The 13,302-nt window shown below is 62.8% G+C and carries 13 protein-coding genes; 7 read left to right on the top strand and 6 right to left on the bottom strand.

What is annotated here, in order from left to right; translation table 11 throughout:
* Positions 1–5: 5 nt before the first annotated feature.
* Both ACP15W_RS16825 and ACP15W_RS16830 read left to right on the top strand, forming a co-directional pair.
* On the top strand, positions 6–656 hold the full coding sequence (locus ACP15W_RS16825; protein ID WP_424934094.1) for a MotA/TolQ/ExbB proton channel family protein: 651 nt from the start codon (positions 6–8) through the stop codon (positions 654–656).
* On the top strand, positions 653–1,594 hold the full coding sequence (locus ACP15W_RS16830; protein WP_424934095.1) for a TonB family protein: 942 nt from the start codon (positions 653–655) through the stop codon (positions 1,592–1,594). Before ACP15W_RS16825 ends, ACP15W_RS16830 begins: the two co-directional genes overlap by 4 nt.
* A 14-nt stretch (positions 1,595–1,608) precedes the next feature.
* Here ACP15W_RS16830 and ACP15W_RS16835 read toward each other — a convergent pair whose 3' ends face one another.
* Genes ACP15W_RS16835 through ACP15W_RS16850 form a run of 4 tightly spaced genes read right to left on the bottom strand, consistent with a single transcriptional unit; the run spans position 1,609 to position 5,164 of the window.
* Entirely contained in the window at positions 1,609–2,367 is a 759-nt protein-coding gene (locus tag ACP15W_RS16835) for an ABC transporter ATP-binding protein (RefSeq protein WP_424934096.1), read from the bottom strand.
* Positions 2,364–3,308 carry an iron chelate uptake ABC transporter family permease subunit gene (locus ACP15W_RS16840; RefSeq protein ID WP_424934097.1) on the bottom strand — a complete coding sequence of 315 codons (945 nt, stop codon included), beginning with the start codon at positions 3,306–3,308 and terminating at the stop codon, positions 2,364–2,366. Before ACP15W_RS16840 ends, ACP15W_RS16835 begins: the two co-directional genes overlap by 4 nt.
* Positions 3,301–4,266 (bottom strand): ABC transporter permease, encoded by a 966-nt coding sequence (locus ACP15W_RS16845; RefSeq protein ID WP_424934098.1) that lies wholly within the window; start codon positions 4,264–4,266, stop codon positions 3,301–3,303. Before ACP15W_RS16845 ends, ACP15W_RS16840 begins: the two co-directional genes overlap by 8 nt.
* A complete protein-coding gene (locus ACP15W_RS16850; RefSeq protein WP_424934099.1) occupies positions 4,256–5,164 on the bottom strand; it encodes a siderophore ABC transporter substrate-binding protein in 909 nt (302 codons plus the stop codon). Before ACP15W_RS16850 ends, ACP15W_RS16845 begins: the two co-directional genes overlap by 11 nt.
* 134 nt (positions 5,165–5,298) lie before the next feature.
* Here ACP15W_RS16850 and ACP15W_RS16855 point away from each other — a divergent pair, with 134 nt between their 5' ends.
* Positions 5,299–5,601, top strand: coding sequence for a DUF2218 domain-containing protein (locus ACP15W_RS16855; protein WP_424934100.1), 303 nt, complete (start codon positions 5,299–5,301; stop codon positions 5,599–5,601).
* Positions 5,602–5,653: 52 nt separating this feature from the next.
* Here ACP15W_RS16855 and ACP15W_RS16860 read toward each other — a convergent pair whose 3' ends face one another.
* Both ACP15W_RS16860 and ACP15W_RS16865 read right to left on the bottom strand, forming a co-directional pair.
* Positions 5,654–7,591, bottom strand: a complete 1,938-nt coding sequence (locus ACP15W_RS16860; protein ID WP_424934101.1) for a TonB-dependent receptor domain-containing protein — start codon at positions 7,589–7,591, stop codon at positions 5,654–5,656.
* 553 nt (positions 7,592–8,144) lie between these two features.
* Complete coding sequence (locus tag ACP15W_RS16865; RefSeq protein ID WP_424934102.1) at positions 8,145–8,342, bottom strand: DUF1127 domain-containing protein; 198 nt, start codon at positions 8,340–8,342, stop codon at positions 8,145–8,147.
* 327 nt (positions 8,343–8,669) lie between these two features.
* Between ACP15W_RS16865 and dusA the strand changes: the two genes are divergently transcribed.
* The 4 genes from dusA to ACP15W_RS16885 all read left to right on the top strand — a co-directional run bounded on the left by dusA (position 8,670) and on the right by ACP15W_RS16885 (position 13,302).
* On the top strand, positions 8,670–9,704 hold the full coding sequence (gene dusA, locus ACP15W_RS16870; protein ID WP_424934103.1) for a tRNA dihydrouridine(20/20a) synthase DusA: 1,035 nt from the start codon (positions 8,670–8,672) through the stop codon (positions 9,702–9,704).
* Positions 9,705–9,837: 133 nt separating this feature from the next.
* A complete protein-coding gene (locus ACP15W_RS16875) occupies positions 9,838–10,185 on the top strand; it encodes a hypothetical protein (protein ID WP_424934104.1) in 348 nt (115 codons plus the stop codon).
* A 121-nt stretch (positions 10,186–10,306) separates the two neighbouring features.
* Positions 10,307–12,208, top strand: a complete 1,902-nt coding sequence (locus ACP15W_RS16880) for a sigma-54-dependent Fis family transcriptional regulator (protein WP_424934105.1) — start codon at positions 10,307–10,309, stop codon at positions 12,206–12,208.
* A gap of 305 nt (positions 12,209–12,513) precedes the next feature.
* Complete coding sequence (locus ACP15W_RS16885) at positions 12,514–13,302, top strand: glucose 1-dehydrogenase (protein ID WP_424934106.1); 789 nt, start codon at positions 12,514–12,516, stop codon at positions 13,300–13,302.

A 13,302-nucleotide genomic window follows, 5' to 3' on the forward strand; every position in this document is an offset into this window, starting at 1 on the left:
ACGACGTGATCGACGCCTTCATCAGCACGCTTTCGCGGATCGCCGATCTGGGCGGGCCCGTGGTGCTCGTGCTCATCGGACTGTCTATCGCCGCTCTCAGCGTGATGCTCTACAAGGCCTGGCAGTTCGTCGTCAGCGGGGTGGGTCGCCATCGCGCCCTGGTCGAGGCCGTCGCGGCGTGGGAAGCCGGAGACCTGCCCCGGGCCCGCGACACGCTCGGGCGCTCGCGCAGCTACCTCCGACCGGTGATCGACATGGCGATGAGCGGCAGATCGGACCCCGAGAAACTCACGTCCGAGGCCGAGGCGCGATTTGCCCGGCTCGAGCGCGGCGGACGCTTTCTCGAAGCCGTGTCGCAGCTTTCGCCGCTTCTAGGTCTCTTCGGCACGGTTCTCGGCATGATCTCCGCGTTCAAGGCGCTGCAGGGGGCAGGCTCGCAGGTCGATCCCTCAATCCTGGCTGGTGGGATCTGGGTGGCGCTGCTGACCACCGCCGTCGGGCTTGCGGTGGCCATGCCGACCGCGCTTGTCCATTCCTGGTTCGAGGCTCGGATGGAGGCGGAACGGGTCGTGGCGAACCGCGCCATCCGGGCTGTTCTTGCTCCGCTGAACCGTGAGGAAACTAGCGAGCACGCCAAGACGGGGAGGCCCGCATGATACCCTCTTCTGCCCGGATGAAGCTTCTCGCCCTGATCGGGGCATTTGCGGTTCATGGCGCGCTGACGCATGCGCTTACACCTGAAGAGGACACCCTGATCGAGGGCCAGGCAGGCGCCGCAGAAGCACGACTGGGCACGAGCTTTGCCGACATGGTTGCCGGAACACTGTCAAGCACGCCGGCCGAGGACCTGCTTGAACCCCCGGACCCTGAAGCCGTGCAGGACATGCCGAGGGAAAAGACGCGCGAAACCGAACGCGCGAAACCGTCTCCACCCGAGACGGCGCAGCCCGCAGAGCAGCCGAAGCCGATCGAACCCGCCATCGAAGCTCCTGCCCTGGCTGAAAGCGTTGCCCCGTTTCAGACTGCGGCCGCATCCATGGCGGAACCCGCGCGCAGTGTGGCCGCACAGGCGCCCGAGCCGCCCAAGCCGGTCGAAGCAAAGGAGCCCGAACCGGAGGAGGCCGAGGCGGAGGACGTGACGGAATCCGAGCAGGCCGAAGCCGAAACGCCTCCGGACCCCATGCCGCGCCCGGAAGACCTGCCGCGCCGGGAAGCCAAACCCGCTCCACAGGGCAATGCGCAAAGGACCGCGGCCGCCGGGCAGGCAAAGGGGACGACAACAGCGACGGCCGTATCAAGCGGATCTGGGGGCAAGTCGCAGGAGGCCGGCAATGCGGCCGCGACCAACTACCCCGGCGAAGTCTTCGGCAAGATCTCCCGCATGCGCAGACCGCGCGGCAGTATCGAATCGCCCGCGACCGTGCATTTCGTGGTCGCTCCGAACGGCGGATTGGTCCGGGTCGCCGTTGCCAGAAGCTCTGGATCCGTCCGGTTCGACAATGCCGTCATCGCGATGGTCAAGCGGGCCGCGCCGTTTCCGCCCCCTCCTCCGGGGGCTCGGCGGGATTTCAGCTTCAAGCTCGGCACGGAGTAGAGACCAGCGTGCGACTAGCGCGCCACGACGAGCTTGCGCCCACCGTGATCGAGAATGTCGAAAGCCATGTCATAGACATTGGCCAAGGTCCCGGCACTGATCACCTCGTCATGCGCGCCGTTGGCGAGAACCCGGCCATCCTTCATCGCCACGACCCGGTCCGCCCAAAAGGCGGAGGCGTTGATATCATGAAGCACCACGACGACACTGCGCCCGTTTGGGCCGCGCGACATGTCGTGGAGACGTGCCATCAGATCGCGGGCGTGTCGCGGGTCGAGCGCATTCAACGGCTCGTCGAGCAACATCCATGGCGTGGCCTGGGCATAGGCCATGGCCACCATCGCCCTTTGGCGCTGCCCGCCGGATAATGTATCGAGCGGACGATCGGCCAGAGTTTCAAGTTCGAATGCCGCCAACGCCTCGCCGGTGATCCGGCGGTCCTCCGCCCCTGGTCTTCCGCCATGATGCGGCCAGCGGCCGAAGGCCACCAACTCCCCAACCCGCAGACGGCTCACCACCGTTGCGGTCTGTTGAAGCAGCGACACCTGCCGGGCACGCTCGCGGTCGGCAGCGGTGAACGGGTCCATTCCCTCGATCTGTACGCGGCCAGAAACGGGGCGATTCAGCCCGGCAATACAATGCAGGAGGCTTGATTTTCCCGCACCATTGGGCCCGATCAACGCGGTGATCCCGCCTCGAGGGATACGGAGGGAAACGTCATGAAGGATTTCCGCGCCACCGGCCGTGTAGGTGAGATTGTTCACTTCGATCATACCGGCCTCCGGCGCAGAACCAGGACAAGAAAGAGGAGCCCACCGAAGAGTTCGACGAGAATGGCGAGATTCGATTGCATTCCGAGAATCCGCTCGAAGACAAACTGGCCCGCTATCAGGATCGTGGCGCCAATGATCGCCGCGGCCGGCAGAAGCAGCGCATGGCGGTGTGTATCGACGAGGGCGCGGGCAAGGCTCGACGCGAGCAGCCCGAGAAAGGTCAACGGGCCCACAAGGGCGGTCGAGACAGCCACGAGCGCGGATACGATTGCGAGCGTCGTGAGGATTACCCGGTCGTGGGGCAGCCCAAGACCGCGGGCGTTCGTCCGCCCGAGCGCCGCAACGTCCAGCGCCGGAGCCATCCAGCAGGCTCCACCGACCGCAAGGATCAGCACGAGCGCGGCAAACGCAAGCTGAGAGCGGTCCACGGAACCGAAACTCGCGAAGGTCAGTTGCTGAACAACCGCGAATTCCGATGGATCGAGCATGCGTTGTGTCATCTCGGCCATTCCGCGCAGGAAGACACCAAGTATGACGCCGGTCAGGATCATTCGAGTGATGTCCGCCGCGCCGCGCCGCAGGATCAGCCCGAAGAGCGCGGTGCCCGTGGCCATCAGGATCGCGGTCTCGAACAGGAAATGGGTAAACCCCGGCAGCTGCGCGTAGCCGAGCCCGCCGAAAAGAAGCACCAGCATGGTTTGCAGGAAGATGAAAAGCGCGTCGAAGCCGCAGATGCCCGGGGTCAGGAGACGATTGCCCGCGACGGTCTGGAACAGGACGGTCGCGACGCCCGTAGCCGCCCCGACGAGAGCAAGGGCCGCCAGCTTGTCGGCGCGCAACATGAGGATGAAATCCAGCGGCCCGCGGAGGTTCCAGGTTAGGAACAGCAGGGCCAACGCGAGACACAGCCCGGAAAGTGCGATGACCCTGCGTTCAGCCATGGGAGGACCGGGCGGGAGCCGCATAGAGAAGCCAGAGAAAGACACCCGCCCCGAAGACGGAGAACACCGTCGCCGCCGGGATCTCGTAGGGGTAGCGGACAAGCCGTCCGATCACATCGGCGGCGAGCACCATGCCCGCGCCACCCACGGCAATGATCGGCAGATTCGCCCGAAGGTCGTCACCGCGCCAGCGCGACACGATATTGGGCGCCACGAGCCCGACGAAGGGCAGTGTTCCGACCGTCACGATCACCAGGGCCGTTATGGCCGCCACGATGACCAGCCCGAGAGCGCGGGTCTGCTTGTAGTTCAGCCCGAGGCTGCGCGCTTGGGTTTCGCCAAGCCCGAGCAGAGTGATCCGATCGGCGACGCCATAGAGCAGGACCGCAAGCACCGCGACAACCCACAGCATTTCGTAGCGCCCCTGGATGATGCCGGAGAATTCCCCGACCCTCCAGATGCCCAGAACCTGCATGAGATCGGTCGACCAGGCGATCCAGAGGCCCACCGCACCAATGATCCCGCCATAGATCATGCCCACCAGCGGCAGGAGCATCGGGTCCTGCCTTGGAACGCGGGTGGCAAGCATGAGGAACCCGGCGGTGCCGGCAAGGGCGGCAAGCGTGCCGACCGCCATCTTTGCCATCATCGGCGCACCGGGCATCAGCAGGGTTATGGCGAGCAGACCCAGCATGGCCGATTCAGGTGTGCCGGTCATGGATGGCTCCACCAGCCTGTTCTGCACGGTCTGCTGCACCACGACGCCTGCAAGGGCGAGACCCATGCCTGCCAGAAGGGCCGCCGCCGTTCGCGGAAACCGGCTTACCGCGATTAGCCAGGACGCGCCCATGTCACCAGAGAACAGCGACGCCGCACCGATGCACAGGCTGACCCCAGACAGGAGGAGCAGACCTGCACCGAACCAGATCCAGAACAGAGCGTCGGACCTAGTTCCCATCGCGGCTGAATGCGGCAATCACCTCGTCGAGCGTATGGGTCATCGACTGGACACCGCCGCCAGCGATGTAGAGCGGGCCGCTGTCGAGATAGACGATCTGACCCTGCTTCGCGGCCCTGGTCTTGGCGATCAGGGGGTTGTCGAGAGTGGCCGCGGCGGACTCGCCGGAATTACCGATGGCCGCCCCTCGGTCGATCACGAGAATCCAGTCGGGGTCCACCTCGGCGACGAACTCGAATGACACCGCCTCGCCATGCGTCTCGGATTCGAGGCCCGGGTAGGCTTCCGGCAGACCGAGCGCGGTGTGAAGCCAGCCAAATCGACTCGCGGACCCATAAGCCGAGATCTTTCCGCCATTGGTCAGCAGGATTAGCGCATCGCCCCGGCCCTCAACGGCATTCTCGGCCTCCTCGGTCTTTGCCACGAGCGCAGAGGCGAGCGCCTCCGCGTCGTCCTGCTTCCCGAAGATCTCGCCGTAAGCCCTGACGCGGGCCTGCGCCACGTCCAGGTAGTCTCCATCCCAGATGGTCATGTCGATAGTCGGAGCAATGCGGCTCAGTGCATCGACCTGCGTGCTTGACCGCCCTCCAGCGACGATCAGGTCGGGCGCGATCATCGCAAGCGCCTCGAAATCGGGCTCGAAGAGGGAGCCGACGGACTGGGCCGTAGCGGCGGCATCGTCGAGATAGGAAAGGTAGTGCGGTTGCGGCACCCCCGCGACGGTGATGCCCAGAGCGTCGATCGCATCGAGCGCGGCCATATCGAAGACGGCGATGGTTTCGGGGTTGGCGGGAACCTCGGCCGGCCCGACGGCCGTTTCGATATTGACGGTCTCGGCACTAAGCGGTGCCGCGACGCACAGGGCAAAAGCCAGTGAAACCGGAAAACGGCTGAACATGTCGAGATTTCTCCCAGTGGGGGGCGGAAGGCTGGCTCTCGGCTGGCAGCGCCCGAAGGTCGGATGGCCGGATAGCGTCTTGTGAACCGATCCGGCAAGCCCTATTTTTCTACTAGTTTACTCAGGAAAGCAAAATGACTCAATTTTCCGACACCGGGACCTTCTCCACGCCGCAGGCGAGCAAGTATCTTCAGCAGCTTTGCAAGCATTTTGGCCACAAGGTGGACGTCACATTTGACGAGACGAGCGGGAACGTGGCCTTTCCCATGGGGCCGGCAACGCTCGAAGCCACAAACGGGACCCTTCAGATCACGGTGACGGGCACGGCCCCCGAAGACATCGAGAAAGGCCGCGAGGTCATCGACAGCCATCTGGCGCGGTTTGCCTTCAGGGAAGAGTTCGAGGCGATGAACTGGCAGGGCGAAAAGGTCGCCTGAGACTGACTGTTGCGGAGGCGGATCACCCGCCTCCGCAGCAACTGGCCAGGCTTCAGAAGCGCAGCTTGGCGGTCAGCGCGAAGGTCCGGCCGGGTTCGTCGAGCGCGACAATAACCGGAAGACCCTGCCCGTCGGAGCTTCGGCTCACATAGGACTCATCGAAGATGTTCCGGACATCGAGCCGGATCTCGAGATCTTCCATGGCGCGCGGAGAATAGGCCGCATAGGCATTGAACACCTCGTAGGAGGGAAGCTCATAGCCTTCGAGTTCGTTCTCGAGCGCGATCTCGGCCGTGCCACCGAGGCGCCATTCCGGAGTCACCTCATATCCGCCTTCGAGCGCGAAGATGCTGCCTACCGGGCGTCCGAAGTAGTAAGCCGTGGTCGCGATCTCGTCGCCGTCCAACTCGACATCCGCGTAGGTGTATTTAATCGACGCGAAGGATCTTTCCCCGGTCCAGGCGATCGAGCCATCGAAACCCTGCGAGGTCATGTCGGTCAGGGCGCCACGTTCGAGGTTCGTCGGAAGGACAGCCGCGATGTCGTCGATCTCCGTGTAGAAGAGCGCACCAGCGACGGCCCAGCCACGGTTCTCATAGCGCAGACCGATGCGTGCGGAATTGCTTCGCGAGGTATCGAACCCGTCGTAGTCCCACTGCCCGCCGTAGTTCACCAGCGCGGCTTCACCCAGTTCGTAGCCGCCCCAAGTGGTGGCGAGGCCTGCGTTGAGGGTAACCGTTTCGGTGAGGACCACATCCACGGCACCGTTCGCGCTCAGGCCTCCCGAGGAGAAGTCGGTGCCGTCGGAGCCTTCGAATTCCTGGTAGTCGTAGCGTCCGCCGTAAGTCACTGACAGGCGATCGGTCAGATCCTGGCGGGCCTGCGCAAAGATGCCGATGTCCCAGAGGGTTTCCTCGCCACCGGTGTCGCCGGCGTCGTATTCGCCCTCGGCCTTCTCGTTGAAGAAATCGACACCGCCGGTGATTGCGCCTCCGTAGATGTCGAAGTCATTCTTGAGGTAACCCGAGAGGCTGGAGTTCTGGCCCCAGACAGCGTTCGCGTCTACTTCCTGCTCGTTGTAGGAAAGCTGGACCTCCGGCGCGAACCAGCTTTGCGGCGCTTCGTCGGTGTAGGTCGCGGTGTAGGAAGTGCGCTTGGCGTAGGCATCTACCAGCTGGTTGTCCCGGCCGAGAACTTCGGCGAAATCCGGACGGATGAAGTAGATGCCATTGGCCCCCTGGCCCATGCGGTCGCCGCTGTCCTCGGTTTCGGAGGCCGCGAACTCGAACCGCTTGCCGGTCTCCGTCGTGAAGGCCATCTTGCCGAGGTAGGATGTCAGGTCTGCCGCAGTCCCCGGAACCGAATCTCCGCTGCCGTTCTCGTAGTCGCCACCGGTCTGACGCGACCCGCTGAAGAGGTATTCAAAGCCCTCGATCTGACCGAAGATGCTCAATGTGCCGAGGAAGTCCAGCCCGTTGTCCGACATGCCGACCGTCGCCATGCCGCCATAGGCTTCATCCGGGCGCAGCAGATCGCGCGCATCCATCGTCTCGTAGGCAATCGAGCCGCCGAGCCCGCCGGGCCCCGCATCTGCCGGCGCAAGCCCTTCGGTAACTTCGACGGCCTTCAGAAGCGATGGGTCGAGAAGCACGTTGCCACTGTGGTGGAAGGCTCCCTTGTTCTGACGCGCTCCGTCGATGGTCACCGAAAGGAGGCTTTCCTCGATCCCGTTGACGAATACCTTCTGCGCGATCGGTGCGCCGCCGCTGACGAGAACGGAGGATTCCCCGTCGAAAACCTCCTTCACCGTCACGGGATTCCGACGGTCGATATCTTCTTCCGTGATCTCTTCATTGCCGAGCAGCGACTGCGCGCTCGTGCTCTCGATGCGCAACGTGCCAAGGAAGAGTGGTTCGGATTCCTGAGCAAAGAGCGATGTGCCCGTGAAACAGGCGGTCAGGAGCAGCAGGCCCCGCGAGGTCTGATACATAACATGGTCCCCCAGTGAAAATGAACGCTGGCTGGATGGCGCAATCCGGAATTGCGCTGTCTTGCTGCAACTGAGTTGGCTCCGGCCTCGCCTATGGAAACCGCCGCAACCAATCGAGATTGCCTATGAAGCCTCGCAGGAAATATGGCAAGAGCTTAACAAAGCAAAACAGTCAACTTTGACGCGTTTGCGTTGTAGCTCGCGGATTCTGATCGTTTTGGGATAGTTGAGGTGCGGTAATTTCGCGTGAAACGATTTCGGCTTGGAGATATTTATCGATCGCAGACGGTGCCTTTAAGCGCCTTGCGTGAGTATCTCAAATCAAAATGGGACACCCGTTCAGCTGCCGTTCGGCGGGGTATCAGCAGTAAGAGCCATATGGCCCCTGGTTTTTGGGAATTGCGGAGACCGAAACGCCTAGCGTCGGCTTCCTGTTGCCAGGCCTGGCCCAATCGAAGCTGGCCAGCGGCAGCGGGGCGCGGCAAAGAGTACGAGCCTCAACCGCGCCCGCTGAAACGTTCTTTCCTGCCCGGCCCCGGTGGGCCGGATAGGATCACAGTTCGCGGACGACCGATGCAATTTCGAAACGTGCGATACCGATATCGGCGAGGTCGCGGTCCGAAAGCGCGTTAAGTTCGGCAGCCGTGCGGCGGCGCGTTTTCCAATTGCGAACAGCAGCCCGAAAGCGCGTTTTCATTCTGCGCGCGTTGTTCGAGTCGAAGGGAAAGTCCATTGCAGATGCGAAAGCCATCTGATTTCTCCTGTGTTTCGTTGCTTCGACCTCAATATCGGTTCTTTTCGTTAACAAAAAAAGACGATTTGGCGGCTAATTTTGCAACGCAGCATTGCAGGAATCGAAACTCACTTTTGTTCACTTGTTTTCATTCGCGCCTTAGGCCAGCCGGGCTTGCAACACCCATCCGCAGACTGCCGACTTCCAGCGAACCGGCCAGTGTCGGGTTCCATTGGGGCGAAAGAGCGCATAAATCACCAACGCCGGAAAACCACGAGGCAGGTGGGGTTCGGCAACAGCCCGACCCATCGCACCGAACGGCCCACACCACGGACAGGAGCCACGTTGAGACAGGACAGCCAGAGCAATGTAAAAGCGGTCTCCCGTCTTTCAGTGGCGCCCATGATGGATTGGACGGACAGGCACTGCCGTGTCTTTCACCGGCTCTTCACCCGGCGGACCCTCCTTTATACAGAGATGGTAACGACGGGCGCGATCCTGCATGGCCCCGCAGATCGCCTGCTTGCCCATGACGCGAGCGAACATCCGGTCGCGCTGCAACTCGGCGGATCGGAACCGGACGAGCTGGCCGCGGCGACCCGCACGGGCGCGGCCCATGGGTATGACGAGATCAACCTCAATGTCGGCTGCCCCTCGGACCGTGTTCAATCGGGATGTTTCGGCGCGGCGCTGATGCGTGATCCCGGACGAGTCGCGGAATGCGTCGCCGCCATGAAGGAAACGGCTGGAGACATTCCGGTGACGGTGAAATGCCGCATAGGCGTGGACGATCAGGAGCCGGAACACGTCCTGCCCGACTTCATCGAGCGGATCCGCGCGACGGGCATATGCACCTTCATCATCCATGCGCGCAAGGCCTGGCTCCAGGGGCTCAGCCCAGCCCAGAACCGGGACATTCCGCCGCTCGACTACGGGCTTGTTGGACGGATGAAGACGCGTTTCCCCGATTGCACCATCGTCATCAATGGCGGAATCCCGGACCTCAAGGCGGCACAGGCCCATCTCGCGGACGGTCTCGATGGGGTCATGATCGGGCGTGCGGCCTATCACAACCCGTCACTCCTTGGTTCTGCCGACAGGCTCATCTTTGATGCGGCCTGCGCTGACACCACCGCGGAAGATGCCGTGCGGGCCATGCTTCCCTATATTGAGCGGGAGCTGAGCCAGGGCACCCGGCTCAATCAGATCACTCGCCACATGCTCGGCGCCTTTCAGGGCCGGCCCGGCGCACGTGCCTGGCGCCGTCATCTGTCGGAAAATGGCCATCTCCCCGGCGCCGGGCCCGAGACCGTCGAAGCGGCCCTGTCGAAAGTCATGCCGGGGCAGATACAAGATGAGAAAGTAGCCGCGCGCGGCTGATGCGGGCGGGTGCGAAACATTAATAACCCGGAAACCTTAAATTGTCAGAATTAGGGACGACGCCGGCGGCGGCGACCCAATTTCGTTTGCCTCCGCGCATGTCGAAACGCGCAATCAGGGCATCATCATTCTCATGCAGAACGCAATCCTTTCGATTTTCGAGACCTATATCGGGCTCGCATGCATTGGACCGGTCATTTACCTGGCCGCATACCGGACAATCGCTCGCCGCTACGGGCCGGACCTGGCCCGAGATTCCGGGCGAATCCTCGGCCCGGCACTGGGGCTCGTGCTTCTCGTCGTTCCGTTCATCGTCGAGTATCCCTTCGTTGGCTTCCTTCTCCTCGGTCTTTGGGTCGCTTATGTCGATCACGACTGGGACCCGTCTTCCGAGCCGGGCGGAGATCGCTCCGGGATGGGAGATCACTACGGTTGGCTGAAGTCCCTATTGGGGCGCGACGATGGTCCCTTCGACCGCTGATGCCACCCCGCGACCAGGCAAACATCCGACCAAAAGCCTATTCCGGAAATCAGGATTCTGTGGAATGCTTCCCGGCCAAGGGAGGAGAGGCGCCATATAAAAAATCTGGGCGCCCGAAGATATGGCCGGCCAGACCGAACATATACGCGAGATCGAGAAAGCACTTGATGGCCGCGCGACCGGCCGTGATCCGCATGTGATCGAATCCTGGAACCGGTGCGTTCACGACCACGCACTCGACCCCGCCCGCGCCCAGGAAGCCATTATCGTGACAGAGACGCGGCTGCGCGAACATCGCCAGCAAGCCGAGGAACTGATCTCGATTGCCCGATCGGGACTAGACACGCTCTACTCCCAAGTGGCCGACCAGAAGTATGTTCTGATCCTGTCCGATGCCAAGGGTGTAACCGTCGACTTCCTCGGAGATGCGAAATTCGACAACCATCTGCGCAAGGCCGGGCTCTATCTAGGTTCCGAATGGCTCGAAGGACGCGCCGGAACCTGCGCGGTCGGCGCCTGCCTTGCCTCGGGCGAAGCCATGGTGATCCACCAGAGCGATCACTTCGACATCACTCACACACCACTTTCCTGCACCGCGAGCCCGATTTACGACACCGTCGGCGAACTGACCGCCGTTCTCGATGTCTCGCTCCTGAGTTCACCCATTGCGAAGGCCAGCCAGAACCTCGCGCTTCACATGGTCAAGATGACGGCGCGCCGGATCGAACTCGCCAACCTGATGGCGCGGACACGTCACGAATGGGTGCTCCGCTTTGCCCGTACGCCGGATTTTCTCGACGTCGATCCGGAAGCCGCGATCTCGCTCGATGGTCAGGGCCGGATCGCAGGCATGACCCATGCGGGCGCACGAATGCTCGCCCAGGCCGCCGGAACCGACTGGAGACGCCCAAGCGGGATACTCGGGCGTCCCGTCAGCGATTTCTTCGAAGTGACGATCGACGACCTCCCCGAACTCACACGATCCCGGCCCAGCCGCGACCGGATCATCCGGGCACAGAACGGTCCTGCCCTCTTCGCCCACGCCATCGAACCTCAGTTCAGGATCCAGCGGCGTCTGCGGGAAGCACGCACGCAGGCGAGGCCCGACCCGCTCCGCCAACTGGGCGAGCATGACCCGAAGATCATTGCGCTCCAGGAACGCGCGGCGAAGCTGGCGCCGAAACCCGTTCCCGTCCTGATCCAGGGAGAAACCGGCACAGGAAAGGAATACCTCGCCCGGGCGCTCCACGCGGCAAGTGGCTTGCGGGGACGATTCGTTGCGGTCAACTGCGCGGCGATCCCCGAAACCCTGATCGAAGGCGAGCTTTTCGGCCATGTGGCCGGAGCCTTCACGGGTGCGGTCTCCAAAGGGCGCAAGGGTCTTATCGAAGAGGCGGACGGCGGCACGCTCTTTCTCGACGAGATCGGCGACATGCCCCTGACACTGCAGGCCCGTCTATTGCGGTTCCTCTCCGAGCGGGAGGTAATGCCGATCGGCTCGAACAGGCCCAAAGCCGTGAACGTGCGCGTCCTGTCCGCATCTCATCACGATCTTGAAGAACTTTGCAACGCGGGCCGTTTCCGTCAGGATCTCTTCTACAGGCTCAATGCCGCAACGCTCACCCTTCCGGCCTTGCGCGAACGCGAAGATCTCGACTGGCTGATCGACCGGATTCTTGCGCGTCATTCGAGCGAGCAGGATGTGCCTGCCCCAATGCTCCGAAGCGACACGCGTGCGCTCCTCCACGGGCATGACTGGCCTGGCAATGTCCGCGAACTCGACAATGCCCTCAACGTCGCGGGCATTCTCGCCGATGACGGCCTGATCCGGCCGGAAGACCTGCCAGAGGGCCTTCGGGCGGCGCAACGCCTGGCCCTGCCAGGCGGCGGTGAGCGTTCCGAACTGGAAGCAGCGCTAGAGGCGAGCGGCGGGAATGTATCGCAGGCCGCGCGTCAGCTTGGCATCAATCGCTCCACCGTTCATCGGCGGATGCGCAGGCTCGGTCTCTCGGCCCACGCCTGAGTTTTTCGGGGCGTCCCCTTCCCTTTTCGTCCACAAGATCCACTTGCTCACGAACCAGCCTATAGGGCGCAATTAGCAGTTGCTGGCGGCCCGAGGCATTTGCTCATCGGGAGCGATCAGCAGCATCGTGACCACCTGTTGCACTCTGCGCTGCGACACCTGTTGCACCGGCCGTTGCAGGCCACACCTTCCACACCCAAGCCTCTCTGAAACATAAGGAAAATTTGGCGTGTCAGTTCTGGCACGCTTCTTGCTCGCTAACCGTCAATACCAATCCCGAAAACGGGGAAGACAGGGAGAAACGCATGACGGCAGAACTCGAGGGCCGATCAATAATCGTGACAGGCGCAGGTCGTGGCATTGGCGCAGCGATGGCAATGGGGCTTGCGGCGCAGGGGGCGAAGGTCACCATTGCCGACATCGATCCAGATACGGCGGAGGAAACCGCTGAGGCGATCCGGTCCGATGGCGGTGTGGCTGTCGCATCTCAGGTGAACGTCACCGAACGCGACAGCGTGAAGGAGATGATCGCGAGAACCGCGGAGGCACATGGCGGTCTCGACGTGATCTTCAACAATGCCGGTATCGCACAGACAAAGCCTTTCCTCTCGATCACCGAAGAGGATTGGCGCCGCGTTCTCGATGTCAACGGGCTCGGTGTGCTGATCTGCATGCAGGAGGCCATCCACCGCTTCGTCGATCAGGGTAGGGGCGGCAAGATCATCAATACCGCCTCCATCGCCGGCAAGCAGGGCTACGAGCCGCTCGCGCACTACTGCGCCTCGAAATTCGGCGTGGTGGCGCTCACCCAGGCCGCGGCGCGAGCCTTCGGCGCGCAGCAGATCACCGCCAACTGCATCTGCCCCGGCGTCGTGGCCACCGAGATGTGGAAGGTCATCGACAAGGGTTTCAAGGACGAAGGGCTCACCAGCCGCGAGAACGAGGCCTTCGAGAGCTTTTCTTCGGGCATCCTGCTCGGCCGACCGTCGGTCGCCGATGATCTCGTGGGCATCGCCCGTTTCCTCGCCTCCCCCGCCTCAGACTACATGACCGGACAGAGCCTGGTGGTCGATGGCGGCATGGTTTTCGTCTGA

The sequence above is a fragment of the Amaricoccus macauensis genome (assembly GCF_049800915.1).
In the GTDB taxonomy this organism is placed as follows: domain Bacteria; phylum Pseudomonadota; class Alphaproteobacteria; order Rhodobacterales; family Rhodobacteraceae; genus Amaricoccus; species Amaricoccus macauensis_A.